Origin of the sequence: Duganella sp. Root1480D1 (assembly GCF_001427305.1) — a bacterium.
Classification (GTDB): domain Bacteria; phylum Pseudomonadota; class Gammaproteobacteria; order Burkholderiales; family Burkholderiaceae_D; genus Rugamonas.
In genome coordinates, this window is record NZ_LMFZ01000045.1 from 222300 (window position 1) to 248859 (window position 26560).

General features: G+C 64.1%; 25 protein-coding genes. 12 read left to right on the plus strand and 13 right to left on the minus strand.

Annotated elements, in window-relative coordinates; genetic code table 11:
• Positions 1-187: 187 nt before the first annotated feature.
• On the minus strand, positions 188-580 hold the full coding sequence (locus tag ASD58_RS23895) for a cytochrome c family protein (RefSeq protein ID WP_057263827.1): 393 nt from the start codon (positions 578-580) through the stop codon (positions 188-190).
• 111 nt (positions 581-691) lie between these two features.
• Between ASD58_RS23895 and ASD58_RS23900 the strand changes: the two genes are divergently transcribed.
• Positions 692-1501, plus strand: a complete 810-nt coding sequence (locus ASD58_RS23900; protein WP_057263829.1) for a c-type cytochrome — start codon at positions 692-694, stop codon at positions 1499-1501.
• On the opposite strand, the gene msbA is transcribed toward ASD58_RS23900, so the two are convergent.
• On the minus strand, positions 1502-3322 hold the full coding sequence (msbA, locus tag ASD58_RS23905) for a lipid A export permease/ATP-binding protein MsbA (RefSeq protein WP_057263830.1): 1821 nt from the start codon (positions 3320-3322) through the stop codon (positions 1502-1504).
• A 100-nt stretch (positions 3323-3422) separates the two neighbouring features.
• Here msbA and ASD58_RS23910 point away from each other — a divergent pair, with 100 nt between their 5' ends.
• Complete coding sequence (locus tag ASD58_RS23910; RefSeq protein WP_057263833.1) at positions 3423-4220, plus strand: isocitrate lyase/phosphoenolpyruvate mutase family protein; 798 nt, start codon at positions 3423-3425, stop codon at positions 4218-4220.
• On the opposite strand, the gene ASD58_RS23915 is transcribed toward ASD58_RS23910, so the two are convergent.
• The gene (locus ASD58_RS23915) at positions 4207-4614 is read right to left on the minus strand and encodes a hypothetical protein (RefSeq protein ID WP_057263835.1); all 408 of its coding nucleotides are present in this window, start codon (positions 4612-4614) and stop codon (positions 4207-4209) included. The genes ASD58_RS23910 and ASD58_RS23915 overlap by 14 nt on opposite strands.
• A 208-nt stretch (positions 4615-4822) precedes the next feature.
• On the opposite strand from ASD58_RS23915, the gene ASD58_RS23920 reads away from it, so the two are divergent.
• The 6 genes from ASD58_RS23920 to ASD58_RS23945 are packed head-to-tail and all read left to right on the plus strand — an operon-like array spanning position 4823 to position 13864.
• Positions 4823-7060, plus strand: a complete 2238-nt coding sequence (locus ASD58_RS23920; RefSeq protein WP_082565643.1) for a TonB-dependent receptor — start codon at positions 4823-4825, stop codon at positions 7058-7060.
• Positions 7061-7071: 11 nt separating this feature from the next.
• Positions 7072-7872, plus strand: coding sequence for a carotenoid biosynthesis protein (locus ASD58_RS23925; RefSeq protein ID WP_057263837.1), 801 nt, complete (start codon positions 7072-7074; stop codon positions 7870-7872).
• Positions 7869-9233: an oxygenase MpaB family protein gene (locus ASD58_RS23930; protein ID WP_057263839.1), complete on the plus strand. Its 1365-nt coding sequence runs from the start codon at positions 7869-7871 to the stop codon at positions 9231-9233. The genes ASD58_RS23925 and ASD58_RS23930 overlap by 4 nt, the downstream gene beginning before the upstream one ends.
• On the plus strand, positions 9227-12682 hold the full coding sequence (locus ASD58_RS23935; protein ID WP_057263841.1) for a hybrid sensor histidine kinase/response regulator: 3456 nt from the start codon (positions 9227-9229) through the stop codon (positions 12680-12682). The genes ASD58_RS23930 and ASD58_RS23935 overlap by 7 nt, the downstream gene beginning before the upstream one ends.
• Entirely contained in the window at positions 12679-13584 is a 906-nt protein-coding gene (locus ASD58_RS23940; RefSeq protein WP_057263843.1) for a diguanylate cyclase, read from the plus strand. Before ASD58_RS23935 ends, ASD58_RS23940 begins: the two co-directional genes overlap by 4 nt.
• Before the next feature lies 1 nt (position 13585).
• The gene (locus ASD58_RS23945; protein ID WP_057263845.1) at positions 13586-13864 is read left to right on the plus strand and encodes an acylphosphatase; all 279 of its coding nucleotides are present in this window, start codon (positions 13586-13588) and stop codon (positions 13862-13864) included.
• A gap of 11 nt (positions 13865-13875) precedes the next feature.
• On the opposite strand, the gene lnt is transcribed toward ASD58_RS23945, so the two are convergent.
• Genes lnt through ASD58_RS23960 form a run of 3 tightly spaced genes read right to left on the minus strand, consistent with a single transcriptional unit; the run spans position 13876 to position 17989 of the window.
• Positions 13876-16251, minus strand: coding sequence for an apolipoprotein N-acyltransferase (gene lnt, locus ASD58_RS23950; RefSeq protein ID WP_229210084.1), 2376 nt, complete (start codon positions 16249-16251; stop codon positions 13876-13878).
• A 32-nt stretch (positions 16252-16283) separates the two neighbouring features.
• Positions 16284-16913 (minus strand): hypothetical protein, encoded by a 630-nt coding sequence (locus ASD58_RS23955; RefSeq protein WP_057263846.1) that lies wholly within the window; start codon positions 16911-16913, stop codon positions 16284-16286.
• Entirely contained in the window at positions 16910-17989 is a 1080-nt protein-coding gene (locus ASD58_RS23960; RefSeq protein ID WP_057263848.1) for an SGNH/GDSL hydrolase family protein, read from the minus strand. The genes ASD58_RS23955 and ASD58_RS23960 overlap by 4 nt, the downstream gene beginning before the upstream one ends.
• 174 nt (positions 17990-18163) lie before the next feature.
• Here ASD58_RS23960 and ASD58_RS23965 point away from each other — a divergent pair, with 174 nt between their 5' ends.
• Genes ASD58_RS23965 through ASD58_RS23975 form a run of 3 tightly spaced genes read left to right on the plus strand, consistent with a single transcriptional unit; the run spans position 18164 to position 20165 of the window.
• Complete coding sequence (locus ASD58_RS23965; RefSeq protein WP_057263850.1) at positions 18164-19135, plus strand: ribonuclease Z; 972 nt, start codon at positions 18164-18166, stop codon at positions 19133-19135.
• A 4-nt stretch (positions 19136-19139) separates the two neighbouring features.
• Positions 19140-19514 carry a cupin domain-containing protein gene (locus ASD58_RS23970; protein WP_057263852.1) on the plus strand — a complete coding sequence of 125 codons (375 nt, stop codon included), beginning with the start codon at positions 19140-19142 and terminating at the stop codon, positions 19512-19514.
• A 45-nt stretch (positions 19515-19559) separates the two neighbouring features.
• Positions 19560-20165: a DUF3617 family protein gene (locus ASD58_RS23975; RefSeq protein WP_057263854.1), complete on the plus strand. Its 606-nt coding sequence runs from the start codon at positions 19560-19562 to the stop codon at positions 20163-20165.
• Here the strand turns inward: ASD58_RS23975 and ASD58_RS23980 are convergent.
• Positions 20162-20884, minus strand: a complete 723-nt coding sequence (locus ASD58_RS23980; RefSeq protein ID WP_057263856.1) for a class I SAM-dependent methyltransferase — start codon at positions 20882-20884, stop codon at positions 20162-20164. The genes ASD58_RS23975 and ASD58_RS23980 overlap by 4 nt on opposite strands.
• 189 nt (positions 20885-21073) lie before the next feature.
• Between ASD58_RS23980 and ASD58_RS23985 the strand changes: the two genes are divergently transcribed.
• Positions 21074-21844 (plus strand): polysaccharide deacetylase family protein, encoded by a 771-nt coding sequence (locus tag ASD58_RS23985; RefSeq protein ID WP_229210085.1) that lies wholly within the window; start codon positions 21074-21076, stop codon positions 21842-21844.
• Here the strand turns inward: ASD58_RS23985 and ASD58_RS23990 are convergent, their stop codons facing one another.
• The 6 genes from ASD58_RS23990 to ASD58_RS24015 are packed head-to-tail and all read right to left on the minus strand — an operon-like array spanning position 21845 to position 26547.
• On the minus strand, positions 21845-22465 hold the full coding sequence (locus ASD58_RS23990) for a 4'-phosphopantetheinyl transferase superfamily protein (RefSeq protein WP_057263860.1): 621 nt from the start codon (positions 22463-22465) through the stop codon (positions 21845-21847).
• 13 nt (positions 22466-22478) lie between these two features.
• Complete coding sequence (locus tag ASD58_RS23995) at positions 22479-22922, minus strand: hypothetical protein (RefSeq protein ID WP_057263862.1); 444 nt, start codon at positions 22920-22922, stop codon at positions 22479-22481.
• A gap of 13 nt (positions 22923-22935) precedes the next feature.
• Positions 22936-24165 (minus strand): beta-ketoacyl-ACP synthase, encoded by a 1230-nt coding sequence (locus ASD58_RS24000; RefSeq protein ID WP_057263864.1) that lies wholly within the window; start codon positions 24163-24165, stop codon positions 22936-22938.
• Entirely contained in the window at positions 24162-24899 is a 738-nt protein-coding gene (gene fabG / locus ASD58_RS24005) for a 3-oxoacyl-ACP reductase FabG (RefSeq protein ID WP_057263866.1), read from the minus strand. The genes ASD58_RS24000 and fabG overlap by 4 nt, the downstream gene beginning before the upstream one ends.
• The gene (locus tag ASD58_RS24010) at positions 24896-25357 is read right to left on the minus strand and encodes a hotdog family protein (protein WP_057263868.1); all 462 of its coding nucleotides are present in this window, start codon (positions 25355-25357) and stop codon (positions 24896-24898) included. The genes fabG and ASD58_RS24010 overlap by 4 nt, the downstream gene beginning before the upstream one ends.
• Positions 25354-26547, minus strand: a complete 1194-nt coding sequence (locus tag ASD58_RS24015; protein ID WP_057263870.1) for a beta-ketoacyl-ACP synthase — start codon at positions 26545-26547, stop codon at positions 25354-25356. Before ASD58_RS24015 ends, ASD58_RS24010 begins: the two co-directional genes overlap by 4 nt.
• Positions 26548-26560 lie beyond the last annotated feature (13 nt).

A 26560-nucleotide genomic window follows, 5' to 3' on the forward strand; every position in this document is an offset into this window, starting at 1 on the left:
AACAGCCCGCCACCGACTACCAGCCTGCGTGACCACGATCTCCCGCGCTTGCGGAAGGCGCTCGCAAGAACGAGCAGCACCACAAGCAGGAATATGACTGCCCCCACAGCAAACAGCAGCCAGCTGAAACGGCTCAGGAGCACCGCGTCCGGCCCCGCAGGCGACAGGACCGATTGCAGGACCGGTGTCATTTGAGCGTGTAGAGATAAGCGGCCATGTGGCGCGCATCATCAGGGGAGACGCCCATGTCCGGCATCATGGTCGCGGCATCCATGCTCTGTGGCCTGGAGATCCAGCGCACCAGGTAATCCTGCTGGTTCGGCCAGCGTCCGGCGATATAACTGCGCAGGCCGAATTCCGCGAGCGAAGGCGCCGCCAGGCCGCGCGCTGCCTCCACATCCGGAATGCGGTGACAACTTCCGCACTGGAATTGCGCGAGCAAGGCCTTGCCCCGCTGCGGGTCGCCACCCTCGATAGCCGGTGCGTATGGTTTTCCCGGCTTGCAGGCGCACAAGACAAGCGGCAGCAAGAGCGTCAACAGGCCCGCGCATTGAACGCGCCCGTTTTTCCGCAAACGCATAGTGATTGCTTGCACGAATCGTCCCTGCCTTCCCGCTGCCGATCCCTATAATTCACTGAAGACATCATCGCCCTTTTCCCGATTGTGCGTCGCCTTATTGCTACTGCCGCTGTGAGCTTGTGCCTGGCCGCCCTGGCCGGAGTACTGGCGGCTACCGTGGTGCTGCAGGCTGGTTGGTACGATGCTTCTGCGGTGCGGCCGCATTTCCAGTTCGTGCACACGCTGATCGAGCGCGGCTTGCAGCAATCGGTGCGCTTCCATGCACGCAATATCGTTGTGCCGTTATCACCGGAAGGCGCGTCAGCCCGGGGGAGCGTCGTATTCCGCCGTCATTGCGAGCAGTGTCACGGTGGCCCGGGCGTGGCGATGGGCGTGATTGGCTTGAGCATGCAGCCAGTGCCCGGCCCGCTGGCCGACGCGGGGCGGCGCTGGAAAACGCGCGAGATGTACTGGATTACCGCCAACGGGATCAAGATGAGTGGAATGCCCGCCTGGCGTTTCCACTTGAGCGAGCAGGAGATCTGGGACGTGGTAGCCTTTCTCGGCGTGCTGCCCGCGATGACGCCATTGGAATATGCTGCCATCGAAAAGCCGGAAGCGGCGCCCCGGCCGCAGCCGGCTCCGGCGGCGGTAAGGGCTCCCGACCGCGAGCGCGGCAGGCTGGCGTTGACGCAGTTTGCCTGCCAATCCTGCCACCACATTCCCGGCGTAACAGGCCCGCTAAGCTTCGTCGGCCCAAACCTGGACGGACTGGCGCAGCGCAGCTTCATCGCCGGCAAGCTGCCGACAACGGAAGAAAACCTGGTGAAATGGATCCGCACCCCGCATCAGCTCAAGCCCGGCACGGCCATGCCGCAGCTTGGCGTTCCGGAGCGCGATGCCCACGACATGGCGGCCTACCTGCTGCAGGCCACCAGATAACTATTGGTCCAGCTCTTGCCGCGTCTGATACAGGCGCGCGTACATGCCGCCCTTTGCCAGCAGCGCTTCGTGGCTGCCCTGCTCCGCGATCGTTCCGGCCGACATCACCACAATGCGGTCCGCATTTTCAATGGTGGACAGTCGGTGCGCAATGACGACCGTAGTGCGCCCTTGCATCAGCTTTTCGAGCGCAGCCTGCACAGCGCGTTCCGACTCGGCATCCAGGGCGCTGGTCGCCTCGTCCAGGATCAGGATCGGCGCGTCCTTGTAAATTGCGCGTGCAATGGCAAGGCGCTGGCGTTGGCCGCCTGAAAGACGTGTGGCATTCTCGCCCACCTGCGTCTGGTAGCCCTGCGAAGTGCGCATAATGAAGTCGTGCGCATATGCCGCACGCGATGCCGCTTCAACCCGCGCCATGTCCGGCGCCGGGTCGCCGTAGGCAATATTGGCCGCCAGCGTGTCGTTGAACAGCACCACATCCTGGCTCACCAGGGCGATCTTGCTGCGCAGGTCCGGCAAACGGTACTCCCGCAAATCCACGCCATCCAGCAGGATACGGCCGCTGCACACGTCATAGAAACGCGGCAGCAGGCTGGCCAGCGTCGTCTTGCCACTTCCGGAACCGCCCACCAGCGCCACCATCTCGCCCGCTGCGATATCGAGCGACACCGAGCGCAGTGCCTGCGCAGCCTCTGGGTCATCCACGTCGTAACGGAAGCCCACGTCCTCCAGTTCAATGCGGCCCTTCACGTTGTCAGCGGCGCGAGTGCCGGTATCGGCTTCCATCGGCGCATCGATCAGGCCGAACACCGATTCAGCCGCGGCCAGGCCGCGCTGCAGCGGCTCATTCAGCTTGGTCAGGTTCTTGATCGGGCCTTGCAGGGACATCAGGCAAGTGATGAAGGCGACGAAAGCACCTGGCGTCAGTGCGCCGGCCTGCGCGCGCAGCAGCGCGTAATAGATCACCGCCGACAGCGTGGCGCCCACCATCAGCATGATCAGGCCCGAGTTCATGGCTGCCGTCGACGCGTGCTTGACGGCCAGTTGGCGGTTCAATTTCACCACGTCGTCGAAGCGCTTTTGTTCGTATGCGTGGCCGCCGAAAATCTTTACCACCCGCTGGCCGCCGATGCTTTCGTCCAGCACGCGGGTCAATTCGCCCATCGCATGCTGGGCGCTGGAACTGAGCCGGCGCATGCGGCGCGCGGCGATAGTGACCACCAGCGCCACCAGTGGCAGCAAAACCAGGCAAAACAGGGCCAGCTTCCAGTCGATATCAAAGAGCGAACCCAGGAAACCGATTACCGCCACGGTGTCGCGCACCGCGATGGTGAACACGCTTAACCCAGCCTGGGTCACCTGGGTGGCATCGAAGGCGATACGGGAAAGCGTGGTGCCGGTCGAGGACTGGTCGAAATAACGGTTCGGCAGTCGCAGGACGCGGGCGAACATCTGCTCGCGCACGTTTGCCTGCACGCGCTGGGTCAGCCAAGCGGAGCCGTAGTCGCCAGTAAAGGTGCTGACCATGCGCAGCAGCGCCAGGGCCATGATCAGGGCCGGAATCGCCCACAGCGCAGCGGCGCCGGGGTCGCTCGGCAAGATGCGGTCGAGCCAGCCGTGGATCGTCGCCAGCGCGCCACTCTGCGCGGCAGTGCTGCTCGCGGCGTTTGGCTGCACTGCATCGACCACGTTCTGGAGCTGGCGGATCAGCAGCACGTCGGTCAGCGACGCCACGCCCACACCGACCAGTGTCACCAGGGCGGCCCACTTATAGGGGAGGAATTCCTTGAGCAGGCGGACGTAGAGTTGGCGGCTTTGCACTATGGTGTTGAGAGTAATTGGCAAGCCCGAATTGTACCAAAGCAGGAATGCTGGAACCGTGGCAGAATGGCCTGCTCCTCAATGTTAAGGAAAAAACCACATGCGCAACGACACCCAATTCCATGCCCTGCACCAGGATGGCATCCTGCTGCTCGCCAATTGCTGGGACGGTGGTACCGCCCGCATCGCCGCCCTGGCTGGCGCCAAGGCGCTCGCCACCAGTAGCGCGGCCGTGGCCTGGGGCCATGGTTATGCCGACGGCTCGCAGTTGCCGACCGCCCTGCTGCTGGAAACCGTGCGCGACATCGTCCGCGCCAGCGCCCTGCCGCTGACGGTCGATATCGAGGACGGCTATTCTTCCGACCCGGAACTGGTCGGCCAATTCGTCGGCCAACTGGCGCAAGCTGGTGTGGTCGGCATCAATATTGAAGACGGCAACGCGCCGCCCGAACAGTTGGCGCGCAAGATCAGCGCGGCATTTGCTGCGGCCAAGGCAGCGGGCATCGACCTGTATATCAACGCCCGTTGCGACGTTTACCTGCGTGGCCTGGCTGAGCCGGGTGCGCGCGTGGCCGAAACGCTGCGCCGTGCCGCGATCTACCAGGAAGCCGGTGCCAGCGGCCTGTTCGCGCCAGGCGTGACGGATGAAGGCGAAATCGCGGCCCTTGCCAAGGGCACCACGATGCCGCTCAACGTGTTGGCGCGCCCGAACCTGGCCTCGCCAGGCCGCTTGGCCGAACTGGGCGTGCGGCGCCTGAGCGCCGGCTCCGCCCCGGCAGAGGCCATGATGGGCCGGCTGAGGTCATATATGGAACGCTTCCACCAGACCGGCGCCATCGACGATGAGCAGACCTTCAACTACGGCCCGCTCAACGCATTGATGTCTACTGCACGATAGTGGCTGGTTCGCTCCAGTAGAAGTACAGGTCCTTCGTCCGTCCAGGCTGCACTTGCACCTCGCGGCGCTGGACCTGCCCATCGGCCGCCGTCGCCGTCACGCGGTAACGGCCGGGCTCCAGGTTCACGAACATCAGCGGTCCCGCGTCGTGGGCGTTGACATTGGTATGCCCTTTAGCGTCGGAAATCTCGACCTGCACATCGGAACGGTACTCGCCCGTGCCACGGGTCGCGAAGGTCATGCGCACATTGTAATCGGGCTTGCTTGCCAGCATCTGGCCGCGCTCTTCAAGGCCCACGCCGCCGGTAACGAATTGCGGCTCATCGGCCGCTACTGCCGCGCCGAGGGCGCTGCAAGCCAGGGTGAAGGCGAAAGTTATGTTTCGTACAAACATGATGCACTCCTTTCCTTTTTCAGGCTTGCCGCCAGTATTGCCCTGTCGGGCCCGGCTCGCTATCAGCCATCGTGTCGTATCTGTGTCGGGGAAAGCCTACATAACCCTATTTCCTACGTTGCCAAACTGTTAGACTCTTGAACTTTGCTAGCAACAGTTTTAAGCAATGTTGCAAAAATAATCATAAAGCAAGGCACTAGGGGTAATCATGTCGAATTGCGGGGCGAATCTGCGCCCGACCATGCTGGCGGCTGCGGTCTCCAGCATTCTTTGCGCGCCGGTATTGGCGCAAAGCCAAACTGAAGAGCAACTGCCGGAAGTCCTCGTGACGGCCCAGCGCGTCGCCGCGCCGGAATCGCGCACGCCGGTCGCCATGTCGGTACTGACCGGCGAGCAGCTCGAAAAGCTTGGCATCGACAACGCCGCCGGCATCGGCAAGCGGCTGCCCAACGTGCACCTGGACGGTGCCCCTGATGGGCTGCGCATCACGATTCGCGGCGTATCCAATTCCGACGTCACCGAAAAAGGCGACCCTTCGGCAGCGTTCATGCAGGACGGGATCTATATCGCCCGCCCGCAAGCCCAGACCCTCAGCTTCCTCGACGTTGACCGCATTGAAGTGCTGCGCGGCCCGCAAGGCACCCTGTATGGCCGCAATACCACGGCTGGCGTGGTGAACCTCATCAGCAACACCCCGGTCCAGCAATGGGAGGGGGCGGCCAGCCTGGCGCTGGGCAATTTCAGTTCGCGTGTCGCCTCCGGCATGTTGAACGTGCCGGTCAACGACAAGCTCGCCCTGCGCGCGGCAGTCGCGCTCAACAAGCATGACAGCTACCTGCGCAACGGCCAGGGCACCGGCTATGAGCTGGGTCAGGACCGCGACGACCGTGCGGCACGCCTGTCGGCCAGGCTGGCGCTTGGCCCCTCAGCGTCGCTGCTGCTGCGCTATGAGCACGCCACGCAAAACGGCAATATCGACAATATCGTCCCCGACACCAATTTCTATAAAGGCGTCGAAGCGGGCAAGCCGGTGTGGCATGACGCGGGCACCGATGCGCAGCTGACCAATTCCTTCAAGCCATTCAATACCAGGCTTGAACAGGGCTACAACCATAAATCGACGGACAGCTTTGGCGCCGAGCTGTCCTGGAGTCTCGGTCCGGTTACGCTCGACTACCTTGGCTCGCACCGCAAGCACGAACACAACTTCCTGGCTAATTTCTATTACCGCGTGCAGCCAACGCTCGCGATCGGCGTGCACGAAAACTTCCGGGGCGACCAGCGCCAGGATTCGCACGAGCTGCGCCTGTCGACCAACGGCAGCGGGCCCCTCAAAGCGCAGGGCGGCCTGTATTACTTCCGCGAAGAGTCGCACCAGCTCTATGTATTCCGCGACCTGCAGCTGGTCAAGCTACCCCCGTACTACGTGTTCCCGCACGGCCCGACCATTTCCCGCAGCAAGGCGGCTTTCGGCCAGCTTACCTATAGCGTGACTCCAGCGCTGCGCGCCACGGCGGGCCTGCGGTATACGGATGACGACAAGTCGCGCGTCGGCTCGACCAACTTCCAGCAGGCGCTCCAGTTCAACGCCGCTACCGACTTCAAGATGCTGAACGATGCCACGCTGGCCACGCACAAGACCACCTGGAAGCTGGGCGCCGAGTATGACCTGGCTCCCGCGACAATGGTCTACGCCAGCATCGCTACCGGCTACAAATCCGGCGGCTTCAACGATGGCTGCCTGGCCGGTTCGAGCGCGTTGGGCATTCCCTGCCCCGCAGTGATAGCGGTGCCTGCCGAAACCCTGTTCTACCAGCCGGAAACGCTGAAATCCTGGGAGGCCGGCCTCAAGTCCCGTTTCTGGAACAAGCGCGCCAGCCTCAACCTCGCTGTCTTCAATTACGACTACACCAACCTGCAACTGTCCGGCGTTGCGATCGTGGCCGGGGCGCCGCGCTTCGTCACGCAGAACGCTGGCGCGGCCAGCGCCAAGGGCCTGGAGCTCGATGGCCAGGTCCGTGCGAGCTCCACCGACAGCCTCACTTACGCCCTGACGCTGCTGGATGCCCATTACGTAAGCTACCAGCCGAATGGCGTGGTGTCGTGGGCCGGAGAGCCGCTGGACCGCGCCCCGCACTCGGTGTTCAGCCTGGGCTGGGACCACAGCTTCCGCCTGCCGCATGCCGCACTGACTGCCGGCATCAATGCGCGGCGCAGCGCGGCCTATAACATCAGCGTACCCAGCCAGTTGCTGCAATACCGCGTTCCATCGCGCACCGCCAGCGACCTGACGTTGGCTTATCGCCCCGACGGCGCCAATTGGAGCCTAATGGCGCATGTAAAGAACCTGGAGGACAAGGTGCAGCCAGTCACCATCGACAGCTTCGGCATGGCTGCGCCGAGCGATCCAAGGACGTTCGATATCCGTTTCGACTACCACTTTTAATCCGGAGAAGTATGAAGTCGCTGCTGAACCACCTGCCCCGCATCACCCTCGTCCTCCTGGCTGGCTTCCTGGTTGCGCTGGCATCTCGCAGCTGGGGTGAGACGACCACGCTGCTGATCGTCAGTTCGATCCTGATGTTTGCCTGCTGCTGGGCCAGTGCCAGCCATTTCCTTGGCCACGCCCCGGCGCTGCGCTTCGTCATCATTGGCGTGGTGGTTGGCTGGTTCGCCGAGGAGATGGGCGCGCGTTATGGCTGGTTCTTTGGTTCCTACAACTACACGGACGTGCTGGGTCCGCGCATCGGCTCCGTGCCATTCATCATCCCGCTGATGTGGTTCGCCCTGTGCTACGTGGCCTACGTGATCTCCAACCTGATCGTCTGGCAGACCCCGACCGATGGCGTGCCATCGACGCTGATGACCTTCATCATGGCCTTCCTCGGCGCCATGCTCGTCACCGCCTATGACCTGGGCGCCGACCCATACATGGTGTTCACGCTCAAGGCCTGGATCATGACCAAGACCGACGGCGGCTGGTTTGGCGAGACACTGCAAGGCTTCGTTGGCTGGATGACCATCTCGTTCGCGATCATTTACGGCTTCCGCCTGACGCTGCGCAAAAAGCCGCCGGTTCCGAGCAGCCGGATCACGCCGCTCTACGCCCTGGTGCCGCTGCTGATTTATGGCGGCAGCATGGTGTTCCAGGCCCTGAAGGGCAATCCGATCGAAACGCGCACCATTGCACTGTTCGCCATGGGCATTCCGGTCCTGAGCGGCCTGTGCGGCTGGATGCGCTGGAAGGAAGCCCAATGAACGCTCCTCTAGCAGTCGGGCCGACGTTGCGCGCCGATCCACTTGCCGACAACACTATCGCAGCCATCCTGCACGGCCACGAAGGCAGCCAGTGGGATGCGATCGCAATCGTCAACCGGCTGCTCGGACAGTGGCAGACCAACGCCGTGATCGCGGGCTGGCGTGCGCCGGAAGGCACGCCGGCACCAATTGCCGCTGCCCTGGAAAGCTACCTTGCGGCGGGCTCCCGGCTGCCGGAGTGGGCCGATACGGCCAGGATCGCGCGCGCGGAAGAGCTGTTCTTCGACATGAGCATGCTGTCCTGCAGCCTGCTGTTCTGCGCCAGCCTGCCCGAATGCTATGTGGTGCCGGACCTGGCCGGGGTGCTGCACGTCGCTGGCCAGCTCGAAACCCATACCGACTACCGTGTGCGTTCCACGGCAGCCATGATCTTCCCGGTCATGATGCACGGCGGCCTTACCAGCCCGGAAGGCGGCGGCGTCGCGCAAATCCTCAAGGTACGCCTGATCCACGCCACCATCCGCCACCTGATCCTGCGCGGCAATCCTTCCGACGCGGTACAGGATGGCGGCACCGCCGTGGCGCCGATGGACGCGCCATGCCGCAATGTGCACGATACGTTGTATAACCATGGTTGGGACATGGCCGCCAAGGGCCTGCCGTGCAACCAGGAAGAACTGGCATATACCCTGCTCACCTTCCACTACATCTTCCTGCGCGGTCTGCGCAAGCTTGGCCTTGGCCTGCCGCAGCAGGATGAGCAAGCCTACCTGCACACCTGGAACGTGGTTGGACATATCCTCGGCATCGAATCGAGCCTGATGCCGCACACCATGGAGCAGGCCGAAACGAGTTTCAACGAGATCCAGGCGCGTGCCCGCCTTTCACCCTACCTGCCCGACCCGCGTCCGGAGCTTGGGGCGGCCTTGATGAAGGCGATGCAGAACCAGATCCCGCTGCGTATCCTGAAGCCCTTCCCGGTCTTGCTCACCCGCTACCTGTGCGGCAAATCCGCGCGCGTTGACCTGGCGCTCAACCAGCGTGTCAACCTGCTGTCGCGCGCACTGTTCATGACAGGCATGGTCGTGGTGCGGGGCTTTGATGCGCTGGTGCGCCTGGTTTTCCCCAATTTTTCCATCTGCCGCATGATTACCCGCATCTTCGGTTACCAGTTCACCGTGAAATTCCTGATGGACGAGACCCGCCCCCTGAAACTCCCTCCGGCAGTACTGAACCAGGTTGACCACGCGGTGCGCGGCTGGGGCAAGGATCCCAAGGCGCCGGCCTGGATGAACGCCCTGGAAGCGCGCCTCTCCGGCCGTGCCTCGGCCAAGTCTGCTGGAGACCAGCAGCCATGCTGAAGCGCTTTCTCCTTGCCCTGTTCCTGTCCCTGGCTGCGACCCTGTGCCTTGCCGGCGCCACGGCAGTTGCACCGGTCGAGCCATTGGTGCTCGATGAGCATGCCGGTTCCCATGACGCATGGCCCGCTGTCACGATCCTGAAAGACCCGGGCGGCACCCTGACCGCCGCCGAAGTCCTGGCAGCGGCGGCCGGATTCCATAAGCCGCAATCGGCTTATGCCACCCTGGGCGTCAACAAGGGTACCGTGGTCTGGGTCCGGATTCCCGTCTTCGTACCGGCCGACGCCACCGGCGAATGGACGCTGAACATCGATTATTCGCAGATCAACCGGGTCGACGTGTTCGCCGCCACCGACGGTGCACTGCACAGCCACACGGTGACCGGCAACCTGCAGCCGGTGGTTGCTCCCGGCGGCGGCGGCCGCACGCCGGCGGCGGCGCTGCGCCTGACACCCGGCGCCGATCATACGGTCCTGCTGCGCGTGGAAAACGTGGGCTCGATGATCCTGCCGATCCATTTCTCCAAGGCCGCGGTATACCACGCTTCCGCCCTTGCCGAGCAAATGCTGCAAGGGATGCTGATTGGCCTCAGCCTGTGCCTCCTGCTATACAGCCTGGCACAATGGGCCAACTTGCGCGAGCCGCTGTTCGGCAAATACGCGCTGCTGATCGCCGGCACCACCCTGTTCTCTTTCGAATTTTTCGGCCTTGGCAGCCAGTACATCTGGCGCGACAACGTCTGGATGACGCTGCACGCCGGCGGCCTGTTCGCGTTGATGGCCTCCTGCGGCGGCTACCTGTTCGTCGAACAATCGCTGGCGCGCCCCGGCGTCGATCGCACTTTCTCGACCCTGATGAAGGCCGGCGCTGCCCTCGCGGCCCTGTTTGCCGTTGCCTATTGCCTTGACGTGATCAGTGTCGAAGGCCTGGTCATCATTGTCAGCACCCTGGGCTTGCTGCCGATGCTGCTTGGCCTGCCGGGCGCCTACAAGCGTGCCCGCGCCGGCGACTCGGTCGGCATCTACTTCATGGTGGGCTGGGCGGTCAGCTTCCTGTCGTCCGTGGTCCTGAGCCAGGTCATCAGCGGCAAGCTGGCAGCCAACTTCTGGACCATGCACGCCCTTCAGTTCGGCAATGCCTTCGACATGCTGGTCTTCATGCGCATTCTCGGCCTGCGCACCAAGGCCATGCAGAACGCCATGCTGCGCGCCGAAGCGGCCACCCGCCTGAAGTCGGACTTCCTGGCCAATATGAGCCACGAGATCCGCACCCCGATGAACGCCATTATCGGCATGAGCCGCCTGGCGCTGATGACCGACCCGAGCCCGAAGCAGCGCAACTACCTCTCCAAGATCCTTGGCGCGGGAGAGCACCTGCTCGGCATCATCAATGACATCCTCGACTTCTCCAAGATCGAAGCCGGCAAGCTGGCGTTGGAAGCGGCGCCGTTCAGCCTGGATGAAATGCTGGACCACCTGTCCACCCTGACTGCCATCAAAACCGATGCGCGCAAAGTGGAACTGGTGTTCCGTGTCGAGCGCGGCGTACCGCAAAAGCTGGTCGGCGATCCGTTGCGCCTCGGCCAGGTGCTGATCAACCTCACCAATAATGCCGTCAAGTTCACCGAGCGCGGCGAAATAGTGGTGGCCGTCAAGGCCGTCGACCGCTCGCAGGACGGCGTGGTGCTGCAGTTCAGCGTCAGCGATACCGGCATCGGCATGAGCGAAGAACAGCTTGCGCGCCTGTTCCAGTCCTTCAACCAGGCCGACAGTTCGATCACCCGCAAATACGGCGGCACCGGCCTGGGCCTGAGCATTTCCCGCCAACTGGTGGAACTGATGGGCGGCAGCATCAAGGTCACCAGCACCCCGGGCGTAGGCAGCCGCTTCAGCTTCACCGTCAAGCTCGGCGTCAGCGACGCCAGCACCGAACCGGTGGCCTCGGCGACCGGCGGCCTGCAGCAGGCCCGCGTGCTGGTAGTGGACGACAGCGCCACGGCACGCGAAGCGCTGGTGGAAATGCTGGGCACCTTCGGCGTGGCCGCCCACAGCGCAAGCTCCGGCGAACAGTCGCTGAACATGCTGGTGCGCGGCGTCGAAACCGGCATGCCGTACCAGGTGGTGCTGATGGACTACATGATGCCGGGCTGGGACGGGGTTGAAACCATTCACCGCATCCATGCCGATCCCCGCTTCGCCGCGCCGCCGTCGATCCTGATGGTCAGCGCCTGTACCCGCGAAACGGTGTTGCAGGAAGAAGGCGAGTTGCCGCTGCAAGGCTTCCTGACCAAGCCAGTCGGTCCGGCATTGCTGTATCACAGCCTGCTGCAAGTGCTGCGGCCGGAAATCGCACAACCGGCCTCCCTGCAGGGTGAGCAGCGCGGCGTGCCGGCAGAGGAGCTGACCAGGCTGCACGGCGCCCGCGTCCTGCTGGTGGAGGACAATGCCAATAACCGCGAAGTCGCGGTCGACTTCCTGGAAACCGTGCGGGTGCACGTCGATGTCGCCGTGCATGGCGGCGAAGCGGTGCAGATGGTCCAGCAAGGCGATTACGACCTGGTGCTGATGGACGTGCAAATGCAGGTCGTGGACGGCCTGGCCGCAACCCGCCAGATTCGCGCCATCGAGGCCCTGCGTCACCTGCCGATCCTGGCAATGACGGCCCACGCCATGCCGGAAGACCAGGCCAAGAGCCTGGAAGCCGGCATGAACGACCACATCACCAAGCCGATCGACCCGGACGTGCTGTTCCGCGCGATGCTGAAATGGATCGATCCTTCGCGCCTGGTCGGCCGCATTATTCCAGGTGCGCCAGCCGCTGAGCCCTCTGCCGCCGCGGTTGCCGTGGCCTATCCGCCGTTGGCAGGCGTCGACTGGCAATACGCACTGGCGCGCGCCGAGCGCGATCCGGCCACCCTCGCCAAGCGCATGCGCAGCTTCTGCACCGAATACGGCGACGGCCCGGGCCAGCTGGCCGCAGCGCTGGCCGACGGCAACTGGGACCAGGTCGAGCGACTCGCGCACAACCTCAAGTCCAGCGCGACCTACCTCGGCGCCCTCGGGCTCGCCCAACTGGCCGACATCGTCGAAGCCGGCATCCGCGACGGCCGTCCTGAACGCTGCAGCAGGGAAGCAGCCGACATGGCCAAGGCGCTTGGCATCATCCTGGCCGGCTTCGCCAACGCCTTGCAGCCGTCGGCCGAGGCCGGCGGAAGTCAGGCCGCCGATTTCGGCCGCCTGCTGCGCGAACTGGACGCCTACCTGCGGGCCGACGATGCCCGCTCGGAGGATTTGTTGACTGAACTGAGCGCCCTGCTGGCCGGCTCCGGCCACGCTGCACTGCTGGCGCGCATCCAGCGTGCGGTCGACGAGATCGAATATCATGATGCCTTGCAGCCGCTGGCCGAACTCGCACAGGCACTCGGCATCGATATGGAAATGAGCGCATGAGCCAGGAGACACAAAAAGTTCTGATCGCAGATGACGACGGCATCAACCGCCAGGTCCTCGCGACCTTGCTGAAGCCGGAGTATGTAGTGCTGCTGGCCAAGACCGGTGAGCAAGCCATCGAGCGCGCACAACGCCACCTGCCGGACCTGCTGATGCTGGATGTGATGCTGCCCGATATGGACGGCTATGAAGTCCTGCGCCGCCTGCGCGCCGATCCAGCTACCGCCAACATCGAGGTCATCTTCATCACCGGCATGGGCCGGCCGGAAGACGAGGCCCGTGGCCTCAAGCTGGGCGCGGCCGACTACATTACCAAGCCCTTCAACGCCACGGTCGTGATGGCGCGCGTCGCCACCCACCTCGAAGTTGTGCGCCAGCGCCGCTTGCTCGAGCACCTGGCGCATATGGACGGCCTGACCGAGCTGGCCAATCGCCGCCGCTTCGATGAAGCCTACGAGAGCGAATGGCAGCGTGCCAACCGCCACGCGCACACCATTTCGGTGGCGCTGCTGGACATCGACTGCTTCAAGCAGTACAACGATCATTACGGCCACCCGGCCGGCGACCGTGCCCTGCGTGCGGTGGCGCGCGTGGCGCGCAACGCCATGCGCCGCCCGTGCGATGTGGCAGCCCGCTACGGCGGCGAAGAACTGGTAGTGCTGATGCCTGAAACGGATGCGGCGCAGGCACTCTATGTGGCAGAGGGAATCCGCGAAGCAGTCGCGCAGCTGCTGATCCCGCACGAACAGTCCGTTGCCAGCCCGGTGCTGACGGTCAGCATTGGCGGCGCCACCCTGCCGCCGGGCAGCCGGGAAACAGCTCCGGCCCTGTTCGAAGCCGCCGATGCGGCCTTGTACCGCGCCAAGGAGGCCGGCCGCAACCGCGTCAATTGGAGGATGTGATATGGCCAAGCGATTGATGATCGAAGGTCTGGTGCAAGGCGTCGGCTACCGTTACGCGCTTGCAGAACGCGCTACCGCGCTTGGCCTGGCAGGCTGGGTGCGCAATCGCGCGAATGGAGCGGTTGAGGCCAGCGTGCATGGACCGGCCGATGCGGTAAAGGCGATTATCGAATGGGCGCACAAGGGGCCCAGCGCCGCGTGCGTCAGCCGCGTCCAGGTTGCAGACGATACGGAGGCCGCGCCGCCTGGCGCCACCTTCGACATCCGTCCGACCGTTTAGCCGCGCAACGCTCAACCGCCGAATACCCTGAACAGCAGCCAGCCCGGCAAGGCAAGGTACAGCGCAGCGTGCCCAAGGCGCTCCAGCCCTTGCCGGATCGCGCTTGCAGCGCCGGGGCGCAACAGCGCTGCCAGCATGGTTGCCGATTCAATCACCGTCCGCAGCAGTGCAGCCCCCAGCACCACGCCGATCGTCCAGGCCGCCCACCACAATCCGAAGGCGCTCAGGTAGGCCGCCAACCCGAAGCTGTAGAATTCGCCAAATGCGCTGCCATATGCGATGTGCTGGTGCAAGTGGAAAGCGGGAAGCGCCAATGCCAGCGGCAGCAGGACGAACTTGGCCAGCGGATGATCGAGCCGCGTAACCGGCGCCACCAGCGCGCGCCAGCCAGGCACTTCCGCGGCTGGCGGGCCGCCAGCCGCCGCCAGCGCCGCCGCGAACCCTGACGGATCCGGCAGCGCCAGCCCGTAGTTCCAATTCGGCCCTGATCGCAGGCGCAATGCCACGCCGGGACCAGGTACAGGCAAACTCCACACCTCGACCGAAGCCAGTTCGCCCAGGGCCAGCACAAGCTGTTGGGAGCCTCGCGCCAGCACCAGCCGTCCTTCGCTTACCGACGCCTGCGCCGCAAATGCCATCAGCACGCACCAGGCCATGGCTTCGGGCAGCAGGAAAAACAGCGCAAAGACGCGCAACTGGGCCAGGGTATTGCTGCGCAGCGGCTCGTTGAGCAGCAGGGCAACGCACATGCCCAGCAACGCCGCACGCGAGAACACACGAAGCAAGCCCGTGACGAGGCGCGCCGCCGGCGGCAACACGGCCACCGGTAGCGGGAACGCAGGTTTCGACAAGCGCGCCCTGGCGCCTTCGCCCTGAGGCCGCCACGCCTGGCTCAGAGGCCTGACAGTCAGTACCAGAAGGACAGCGCAGCACGCCAACCCGACCCAATCGCCCCACAGCACCATCAGCGTCGGTGCGGGCGAACGCACCGGCAAATCGGCGATCACGAGCGCAGGCTCACCGACTTGGGTGCCGGCCAGGACCTCGCCGCTGGCATCGATCGCGGCGCTGAAACCGTTGGTCGTCACCCGGAACTGCGGCAGGCGCGTTTCAATGCTGCGGAACGCTGCCGCCGCCTGGTGCAGCCGTGCCCCCGGCCCATCGCCACTGAACCAGGAATCGTTCGACATTGTCAGGATCACTTGGCCGCCCAGCCGGGCGCCCGCGATGGCCAGGCCCGTGTCGGCATCGTCGCGGCAAATCAAGGGCAACACGGGGATCTCGCGGCCATCTGCCAGGCGCAAGGGAAATACCCGCGCGCCGGCGCCGCTCACCCAGTTACCCGCCCAAGGCAGCAGGCGCCGCATCGCCGGCCCGTCGATCCAGGCTGGCAGGTATTCGGTGAATGGGAACAGGTGCGATTTCCGGTAGAAGCCCAACAGTCCGCGACCAGGCTGCACAAAGGCCGCGGCATTGTATTCGCCGCGCTCGTCCCGGTCATACGTGCCGAACACCAGCGGTACGGAAGCGGCATTCACGTAATCCAGGATCTCCCGATCGAATTCGGCCCCGGCCGCGCTTTTCGGCTTGCCGAAGGTGGTCGGATATGCCGTTTCGGACCAAAGCAGCGCCTCCGCACGCTGGCCCGTGACAGCGTCATAACCCATTGCGAAATGCCGGTCCAGCACCTCGCGCACCACAGCGTAGCCCCCCTTCTCCCGCCGCTGCTGTTCGTAATCCGCCATATTCGCCTGAATCAGCGCCATGCGCAGCGGCTTGCCCGCAGGAGCGGCGCTGCCGGACAGCGCCAGCGCGCCATATGCCGCCAGGACCGCAGGAACCAGCGCCGCCATGGCCAGCGGCTTCGCCATGGCCTGCCAACCCTGGCCGTAGCGTGCGATAGCCGCAGCCACGCCTTCGTTGGACAGCAAGAGCAAGAGCGTCAAACCCGCCGTTCCGCCAACATCGGCCGCCTGCCGCAACAGGCGCGAAGGATACAGGCCATAAGCCAGCGTATCGCCAAGCAGCCGCGGCACCAGCCATTCCACCGCCACCCAGGCCGTTGCGGCGGCCAGCGCACACACGCCCCGACCGTACCAGCGGGCTGCCATAAAACGCACCAGCGCATAGGCAAGCAACTGCGGCTGGAACAAAGGCGCGGCAAACAGCAGCAAAGCGATGCCGGTCGCCTCCCCTGCTTGCGTGTAGCGCCCAAGGGCCCCGCCAAGCCAGGCAAAGCCGGCAGCCGTGTAGGCAAGCGTCATCGCCCAGGCGCACAACAGCGTTGAGCCAAGCGTCCGGCGTCCATCAAGCGCAAGCAGCCACGGAAAGAGCAGCACAAAGCCCAGCACCCAGGCCGCGCCGCCGCGCGCATACAGGGCAGTCATCGCAGCACTGGCGAGAATGCAGGCAAGTATTTTCATCGTCCGGAAGTGTCGATAGGGGGAGGAATCGCGATGCGCCGCAGCGGCAAGCCAGGCGGCGCCAGTTCAGGAGGAACGACACGATCTTTCGGCATTTCCAGCGGCCGGTTCGACGTATCGTAAAGCTGGAAATCCGGTGCAAACATCAATATCGGCTCAATGGCCTGGCCGTCATCGGTCACCTGGTGGTGCCGTACATAGCCGGGCGGCAGCGCGAAATCCTTGGGCACCGCCAGCCCCACCAGCGGCGGATTGGTGCCGGGCGGATTGAATGCGCCCAGGCCGGTGTGAATGCCCTGTTCGTGCAGGCGCTTGATCACCTCGTTCATGGTCGGCTTTTCGCCCCGCATGACATAGCTGCGCAAGTCGCGCGTCGGATCCGCGTCGCCTTCGGGCGCAGGCTGCATTGGATGCCTGGAATCCTTGCGCTGAACCGCTGACGCGGCAGTGGCGACCGAGGCTGGTCGTCCGGCAGCCGCCACGCTTGCCGGGGCCGGCGTTTGGCCCGCCCCGGCAGCCGCGTCATCGCGCGCAAAATACCAAACAAAGAAAGCCAGGCTGGCCGCGCCAACGGCCAGCAGCAGCGCCGCCGCCAGGTAACCCGGGCTGGGGCGCCAGGAACTCACGGCGTTGGCGAGTTGAAGACCGAAACCGCCCACCCCATGCGCTCATGCCCGAACTGGTTCCAGATCGGATTCTTGCCCGAACTGAAAGAGGTGTAGCGAGGCGCGCCGGTGCCCGTGGTGCCGCCGAACAGGCCTGCCGTGACAGTGCTGCCTGTGTAAGTCGGGTGCGTATCGTCCGACTGGATATAGTCGTAGCTGCTGCCGGCGGATACGAAGTGCGTGTTGGCGTCGCGGAGGGTCGCGCGCAAGGTCGACGTAATCCGGCTTACGTAGCTAGACTGGCTTTCGCCCGCCACATAGCGCAGCGCATCCGAATCGACAATCCCGTCGCCATTGCTGTCGTAATCCGCCCCCATGTACTGGGCAAAGTTGTCGGCGCACTGGAAGCCTTTCTGGCGGGCCGTATCGCACATCATGAAGTTCATGCGTGCCAGCGCCGGCAGGAATTTCTGCTGCATGTTGACGGTGGCTCCGGTGTTCGGGTCCTTGCAGGAACTCTGCACATTGTCGGCCGCATAGCCTGGATAATGCAGGTTCGAGATGACTTTCACCTTCACGCCCGAATAGGCGTTGGCATTGATGTAGTCCATGGCTGCTGCGACATAGGTCTTGCAGCTGTTTTCCGCAGCCGTCAGCACCGAATCGTCGCAGGTGCCGGTCTGGCCCTTGAAGGCGGAGCGGGCTTGCAGCCCGTCATTGCCGCACATCTCAAAGGTGACCACGCGCGTGTTGCTGGCTTGCATGTAGGATCGCTCGGCGACAATTTTGTTGTTGTACACGTCGGAAGCCACCGCGCCGGATTTGGCACGGCGCACGCTTTCAATGTCGGCATTCCATGCAGCCGACAGGTATTCCGCATCGACCGTCGGCGCCGAATACTTGGCCGCGCTGGTGATCGAACCGTTATACCCTGCATAAATCGAATCGCCATACGCCACGACGCGGTACTTGGTGGTGGTGCCGGCGCGGTCGATGGTCCAGGAAACGTTTTGGGTCAGGGTATTAGCTGCTGCCTGCCCCGCCAGAGTGAAGAGAACTACTGCGGCCAGAAGCGTACTGCGGATGCGAGTTTGCATAGAGTGTCTCCGATCATTGAAGTCATTATTCGAATCGACCAGCCAACAACTCATCTTAATGCCGTCCTGTGCGGCCACAAGCGCGTGGCTCGCCAGGACAAGCAAATGGCCCCGAAGGCCTTGGCGCCTGTCGCGCGCGGGCCACGAACGGTCGCCGATGCGGCATAATATGGCATGCTGAAACTGACCTTCCTTGGCACCTCATCCGGCGTGCCAACTATCCGGCGCAACGTCACGGCGCTGGCCTTGCACACAACAATGAACCGCGACTGGTGGCTGGTCGATTGTGGTGAAGCCACCCAGCACCAGCTCTTGCGCATTCCCCTTACCGTGCATGAACTGGCAGGCATCTGCATCACCCACATCCACGGCGACCATAGCTATGGCCTGCCAGGGCTGCTCGCCAGCGCCTCCATGAACGGCCGCAACAAGCCACTCATCCTGATCGCCCCGGCCTCCGTCAAGGCGTGGCTCGATGCCACGCTGCTGCACACGGAACTCTTCCTCACGTTCGACATCATCCATATCGACGTGGCCAGCCAGCAGTTGGTCCACCAGCAGGATGGACTGGCAATCGAACGCTTTCCACTGTCGCATCGTGCGCCAAGCTTCGGCTTTAAGTTTAGCTTCGAAAAGACGACATGGAAGATTGATAGTGACGCCCTGCGTGCACGCGGCGTGCCGCCCGGTCCGGCCTGGGGCCAGCTCCAGCACGGCAAGGACGTGCAACTTGAAGATGGCAGCGTGCTGGCCGCTGCTGAGTACCGCTCGGAGCACGCTGAACGCGCGATCGCCGTGATCGGCGGCGACAACGATACGCCGGCGCTGCTGGCCGAAGCCTGTGAAGATGCCGACCTGCTGGTCCATGAGGCCACGTACACCGAAGCCGTGCTGCAGAAAGTCGGTCCGGGCCCGCAACACAGCTCGGTACAGCGCACTGCCAGCTTCGCTGCCGCAGCCGCCCTGCCCAACCTGGTCCTGACCCATTTCAGCGCCCGCTACGACAGTCCGGAAGGCATGGCCGAGGTGGAAGCCGAAGCGCGCCGGCATTACAGCGGCACGCTGCACCTGGCCCAGGATTTCGATACCTATGAACTCAATGCCGGCACCCTGGCCAAACTGGCGCCGGCACCGCGCGCAAAGTGACCCCATGACTGCGATCACGGAATTCAGCACCCAATCCCCGGCCCCGGAATACGACCACCCGCGCGAGGAGCGACGCTTGCAGGGGAACCCGAAACGCACCACCTGGAATCATTTCACCAATGCCAGCGGCGAAGTCCACGCCGGCATCTGGGCCTGCGAAAAAGGTAGTTGGCGCATTGCCTTCGCTGACAATAAGGATGAGTACTTCTGCGTCCTGGAAGGCCGCTGCCGCGTGATCGACGAACAGGGCCACGCTGCCGAAGCCGGCCCCGGCGACGCGCTGGTGATCCCGGCCGGCTTCAAAGGGGTGTTCGAAGTCCTGGAGCCGGTGCGCAAGCACTACGTCATCGTCGAACGCAACATGCGCGACGCACCATAATGCTTTTTTGCTATCATTCCCTCCTTTTCCCAACAGGAGCATCGAATGAAGTTCAATTCCAAAGCATTGGCCCTGGCCGCCGGCCTGGCCACCATCTGCCTGACTAGCCACGCCGAAGTGATTCCCCTCAAGCTGGCGCCGGGACTGTGGGAAGAGACCCGCATTACCATGATCAATGGCCAGAACGTCGAAGAAGCAATGCGCAAAGGCCGCGAACGCATGATGGCGCGCCTGACGCCGGAGCAGCGCAAGCAGATGCAGGAACAAATGGGTCGCGGCAGCAGCGGCGGCGCAACGCAGACCTGCCTGACGCCCGCGCAAGTGGCCAAGGGTGTCGACACGGAAGAAATCAAGCGCAAGATGGAGCAGTCGTCGCAGGGCTGCAAGCTGGACATCATCACCGCCAACAGCTCCGGCGCCAAATTCAAGGCCGCCTGCATGGGACCGCAAGGCACCAACTACAACGGCAGCGGCGAGTACGTCGTCGCCAACAACAAGGAATGGCGCTTCAAGATGGTCGGTGACGGCAAGGTTACCGGCCCGAATGGCGCCCCTGTCCCGCAGGCGGGCGACTTCCACGCTACCCAGGAAGTGACCGCACGCTGGAAAGGCAGCGACTGCGGCAGCGTGGCGCCGCAGCAGGAAGGTTAAGGCTTGACCGCCACCAGGTTGATCAGGGTTTCCTCGCGCACTGCCGGTGGATTGATGCGCAGCACGCGCTCCATCAATCCCAGGTCTTCGCGGCTCCACCACAGGAAGGGGTAGGAAACCGCGCTGTCCGGGACGCTGAAACCGGCAGCGCGCACCATGGCCAGGTATTCCGGGGCGGTTTTCTGCACATCCATGGGATGGCGGAACAGCAGGCGGATGATCCAGGAGTGGATGTAACGCTTGGTCGACTCGGCAAACAGCAACACGCCGCCCGGTTTGAGGACGCGGAAGAACTCGCGGATCGCGTTTTCCTGGTCGACCAGGTGATGGAAGGTCTGGTGGCAGAACAGCAGGTCGACCGAATTGTCTTCCAGCTTGATGTTGGAGCTGGAGCAGCAGATGAACTCGGCCTGCACATTGTGCGCAGCCACTTCCCGGGCCGCGTGCTGCAGCATCTCAGGGTCGATGTCCATGCCGATCAGGCGCTGCGGCGCAAAGCGCTGGTGCAGCTTGGGCAATGAGCGGCCAAAACCGCAACCCACGTCCGCCACTACCCCATAACCCTCCGGCGCTTCCGGCATCATGCGCTGCAAGTCTTTCAGCGCGCGTTCCAGCACGTGCACTGTCCACGTTTCGGTTCGCAGGAACCATTTGCCAAATGCCGTCTCTTCAACGTGAATCTCACCGGACGGCTGCACGACATCTAAACTAGCGCTCATAACTTCTTTTTCTGTATAAGTTGATTCAAAGGGCTTGCAAGAAGCGGCCAGGCAAATCACGTACAATATCGGGCCAACCGATATTGCCGACCTATTGCCGTGTCCCTCCTGCGCTTGCTTCTTACTGCTTTAACAATACTTCTGCTTCCTGTCGAAGCGGGAGCGGCAGCGCAGGCCGACCAGGCCCCTGTGCGCTTCCTGCTCACGTTCGACGACGGCCCAGCCTGGGCCCCCTACTTCAATCCCACTGCGCGCATCCTCGATACCCTGGAAAAGAACCCTTACCAGGATGACATCAAGGCCGTGTTCTTCACCCAGACCCGTGCCTGGAGCGGCGGCGGCACCGAAAGGGGCCGCGCGCTGATCCGGCGCGAACATGCCGAAGGCCACGTGGTCGCGCTGCACTCCGCCACGACCTTCCATTCCAATCACCGCCTCATGAGCCGCGAAAAGCTCGATGAGACCTTGCAGGTCGGCGTCGCCGACCTGCTGGCCGAGACCGGCGTTGCGCCCAAACTGGTGCGCCCGCCGTTCTGGGCCTATGACGCCGATACGCTGGCAGCCTACCGCGCCCATGGCCTGCGCATGCTGCTGACCGACCTGAGTGCCAAGGACGGCGTCATTTACGTCTTCAACTTCAGCTTCCACAAGCGTTCCAACATGCTCAAGATGCTGGCGGAAACCCGCAAACGCTGGGCCGCCGGCGAGATGCCCGCGGTCGACGGCGCCACGCCTGTCGTCGTCACTTTCCACGACGTCAACAGCTATACCGCCCGCCACTTCGAGGAATACCTCGGGATCCTGCTCGATGTGGCACGCGAACTCGACATTCCGCTGGCCGACAAGCCTTTCTACGACAACCGTGACGAGCTTGAACGCGCAGCACTCGGCGCAACCGTCGACACGCCTGACGGCGCCCCGCCGCTGCCCGGCTTGTGGCACTGGCTCTGGCAGCAGTAATCAGGGCAGCGTGACCAGCACCGGCTGCGGCACGCTTTCCAGTTTCACTGCGCTGCACAACACCACCGACAATTCCTCGTGCGGCACGGCGACACAATAGCCGCCCACCGCCATTCCCAGCTTGATGCGCGCTTCCTTCTCGCTCCAGAGCCGGTAAAATCCCTCAACCCGGTCGGCGTCCTCCCAGCGCTGCATCTGCTGCCAGTGCGCCATTTCATCGGCGTCGAAGGCCTGCCTGGCCAGCGCAGCCAGGTCGCGCGACGGGTCGCGTACTTCAATGTCCAGCCCCACCGCATCCTCGCCGACGGCACAGGCCACCCAGCGTCCGCTGTGGGAAATGCTGAAGCCCGGCGCCGGGCCGCCCGGCACCGGCGTCAGCAGCCGCGGCGCCTGCCCATTGCGTTCTTCCAGCAGCACTTGCTGCGCCGGCACCCGCAGCAGGGGCGCCAGCGCCATGCGCAACAGCACGCGGCCGGCAACGAACTGGCGTCGGCGCTGCTCGCGCACAAAGCGGCCATGGCGCGCCAGTTCGCCCGGCGTCAGCCAGGCCAGGTAGCGCTGCAGGGCGGTATCACTCAGCGCGCCTGCATCGGCCAGCCAGATCAAAGTCCCGCGCGCCATGCGCCGCGCCTCCTTATTTGGCCAGCTTCACGAAATCGCCCTTCAGCGCAACGCCGGCCATCAGAGCACCGTCGGCGCACTCGAATTCGGTAGCGCTGGCGAATTCGACATTATTGAAGTTGCTGACGATGTTGATCACGGCATCCGCACCCAGGTCCTGCGCGCGCTTCTGCAGTTGCAGCATGGCGGACAGGAAGACGTAGTTGCATGCCCTTTCAGCCGACTTGCCAAAGCCGTTGGTGCGCTGGCTGGTTTTGTCGGTCATGATCTTGCTCGCAACGCGTGGCGTTGGCTGGCCGGCAAAGAAGAACTTCACCGAACCGCCCAGGCGCGCTTGCGCATCGTTGGCCACCATCGCGCCTTCGATCGGGAGCTTCAGTATGTCGTTGCCTGCCGAAGCGGCCGAAGAAGCCACGGCTGCGGCGGACATTACTACGACGGAAATCATCTTTTTCATCTAGTCTTCCTTGTTATTTGTAGCGTTTGAAAATCAGGGACGTATTGATTCCGCCAAAGGCGAAATTGTTCGACATCACGTAATCGCAGTGCAGTTCGCGGCCGCTGCCAGCGATGTAATCCAGTGCCGCGCACTCCGGATCGGTTTCTTCCAGGTTGATGGTCGGCGCGAACCAGCCTTCACGCATCATCTCGATGCTGATCCAGGCTTCCAGCGCGCCGCAGGCACCCAGTGTATGGCCCATATAGCTCTTCAGCGAGCTGATTGGCGTGGCGCCGCCGAACACCGTCAGCGTGGCGTGCGATTCGGCGATGTCGCCCTGCGCGGTCGCGGTGCCGTGGGCGTTGATATAGCCGATGTCCGAGGCTTGCAGGCCCGCGTCCTGCAGGGCCAGCTCCATGGCGCGCTGCATGGTGGCGGCGTTGGGCTGGGTCACGTGGCAGCCGTCGCTATTGGTGCCAAAGCCGACCAGCTCCGCATAGATGGTGGCGCCGCGCGCCTCGGCATGCTCCAGGTCTTCCAGGATCAGGCAGCCGGCGCCCTCGCCGATCACCAGGCCATCGCGAGTGCGGTCAAATGGGCGCGGCGTGGCTTGCGCCTCGTCGTTGCGCACGCTGGTGGCAAACAGGGTGTCGAACACCGCTGCTTCGGTCGCGCACAGTTCTTCCGCGCCGCCGGCCACCATGGCCAGCTGCTTGCCGCTCCTGATCGCCTCATACGCGTAGCCGATGCCCTGGCTGCCCGAAGTACAGGCGCTGGAGGTGGTGATCACGCGGCCGGTCAGGCCGAAGAACACGCCGATATTCACCGGCGCCGTGTGCGCCATCATCTTGATGTAGGTGGTGGCGTTGATGCCCTTGGTGGTGCGTTCTTCCATCATGCGGCCGAAATCGCCGATGGCGCTTGGCGTGCCGGCGGACGAACCGAAGGATACGCCCATATCCCCGCTCTTGACCAACGGATGATCGATCAGTCCCGCATCTTCCAGCGCCAGTTCGGTGGCGCGCGTTGCCATCAGCGCTACGCGGCCCATGCTGCGGGTGGTCTTGCGGTTGTAGCGGCCGGACAACTCGAACGGCGCCGCCGGCACGCCCAGCCGGGTATTCAGGCCGTCATAGTCTTCCCACGCCTCCATGCGCACCACGGCATTGCGGTACTGGCCAAGGCGTTCGCGAATTGCGGCCCAGTCGTTGCCCAGCGGGCTGATACCGGCCATGCCGGTAATGACGACGCGGCGGCTCATGCCAGGCCTCCATTGACGGAAATAACCTGGCGGGTGATGTAGCCCGCATCTTCGCCGACCAGGAAGCTGACCGCGGCGGCCACCTCTTCCGGTTTGCCTACGCGGCGTGCCGGAATCATCTTCAGCGCCTCTTCCATCGGCACGTCTTCGATCATGTCGGTTTCGATCAGGCCCGGCGCCACGCAGTTGACGGTGATGGAACGCTTGGCCAGTTCCAGCGCCAGCGCCTTGGTAGCGCCAATGATGCCCGCTTTGGCGGCGCTGTAATTGACCTGGCCGCGATTGCCGATCAGGCCCGAAACGGAAGCCAGCGTGACGATGCGGCCCGGCTTGCGGCGCTGTACCAGCGGCATGATCAGCGGATTGAGGACGTTGTAAAAGCCGTCCAGGTTGGTTTGCAGGACGATATCCCAGTCTTCCCCCGACATGGCCGGGAAGGCATTATCACGCGCCACCCCGGCGTTACAGACCACGCCGTAGTAGCAGCCGTGCTGCGCGATGTCGGCTTCCAGCGCGGCGGCAGTGGCGGCGCGGTCGCTGATGTCGAATTGCAGCACGCGGGCGGCGCGGCCCATCTGCACGATCTCCTGCGCCACCGCCTCGGCTTCCGCGCGCTGGCTGCGGCAATGCAGCACCACGTCGTAACCGTCGCGCGCCAGGCGCAGCGCAATCGCCTTGCCGATACCGCGCGACGATCCCGTCACCAGCACGCTCATGGACTTATTCTGATTCATCCTACGTTTCCATCTTTGAGAAATTGATTGACATTATCAGGCTGGAACACTGTCACCGTCGCGGCGGCGGCATTGGCCATGCCGCCCGTGATGTCGATGCGGCATTCGAAGGCACCCAGTCCGCTATCGGACTGCAGCACGCGGCGCACGTGCACCTGCAGCACGCTACCCAGCGAAAAATTCGGTACATTGGCTTCGTACTTGCGCGAGCCGAGCAGGAAGCCGACCTTGACTTCCTCGCCCCGCTGCAGCGCGAGCCAGCCAGCGTGCGCGGCGATCGCCTGCGCCATGTATTCGATGCCCACCCAGGAGCCGACACCGTCGGCGCCGGCCAGCATGCTGGCTTCATGAATCCGCACTTCGGCAGACAGGTGGTCGGCGTCAGCCGCCAGGGCACGGTCCAACAGCACCATCTGGCCCGAATGCGGAACCAGTTTGCGGATATCGGGCATGTTCATTCCGGCCTCCCCAGCAGCAGCACGGCGTTCGAACCGCCGAACGCAAAGGAGCTGCTCACCACGCGGCGCAAAGGCCGGCCCAGCGTGGCGCCTGGCGGCACCAGGTTCAGCGCCGGCAGCGCCGGATCGGCTGCGCCGTCCCACAGGTGCGGCGGCAGGCGTCCCTGTGCATTATCGTCCTGCATGGCGAGCCAGCACAGCGCCGCTTCAACGGCGGCCGCCGCGCCCAGCGTGTGGCCGGTAAACGGCTTGGTCGAGCTGACCGGCACTTCATTGCCGAACAGGGCCGCGATCACGCGCGATTCCATGGCATCGTTCTGCGGCGTCGCGGTGCCGTGCATATTGATGTAGTCGACCTGGTTCGCTGCCACGCTGGCACGGCGCAAGGCCTGCTCGAAAGCCAGCCGCGCTCCGGCACCTTCCGGGTCCGGCGCGGAAATATGGTGGCCGTCGGACGACTCGCCCCAGCCCATCAGTTCCACCGATCGCGGTCCGGAAGGCGTGGCTTCCATCAGGAACAAGGCTGCGCCCTCGCCGATATTGATGCCCTTGCGGTTCGCGCTCATCGGCTTGCACTGGCCAGCGCTGACCGATTCCAGCGAGGAGAAGCCGGCCACGGTAAACGCGCACAGCGAATCGGCGCCGCCGGTTACCACGGCATCGCACAGGCCCATGCGGATCATGCGTGCTGCGCTGGCCATCGCCTTGGCGGCCGAAGAGCAGGCGGTGGAATGCACGTAGGCGGGACCTTCCAGGCCCAGCTCCAGAGCCAGCAGCTCGGCCGGCGAACCCATTTCCTGCGTGCGATAGCTGAATTCTTCAGGCAATGCGCCATCTGCCACCTGGTGGGCCAGGGCCTGCTCCGTTTCACCGATGCCGGAAGTACTGGTGCCAACCACCACGCCGACGCGGCTTGCCCCGTGGCGCGCGACTGCTGCCTGCACCGCCGGCCGGATCTGCGCCAGCGCCGCCAGGACCAGCGCGTTATTGCGGCTGCGAAGGTGCGCCGGCAGGTGCGCCACCGGCGGCAGCTCGCCCGGAACGGCGCCCAGGGCCAGCTCCCGGCCTTTCGACCAGCGGCTGGTAGCGGCCACGCCAGGCTCGCCGGCATACAGCCGTGCCTTCACCTGCGCCTGGCCTTCGCCCAGCGCACAGATGATGCCGCACTCATTCAGGTAAATCTTCGACATTGCTCGCCCTCGT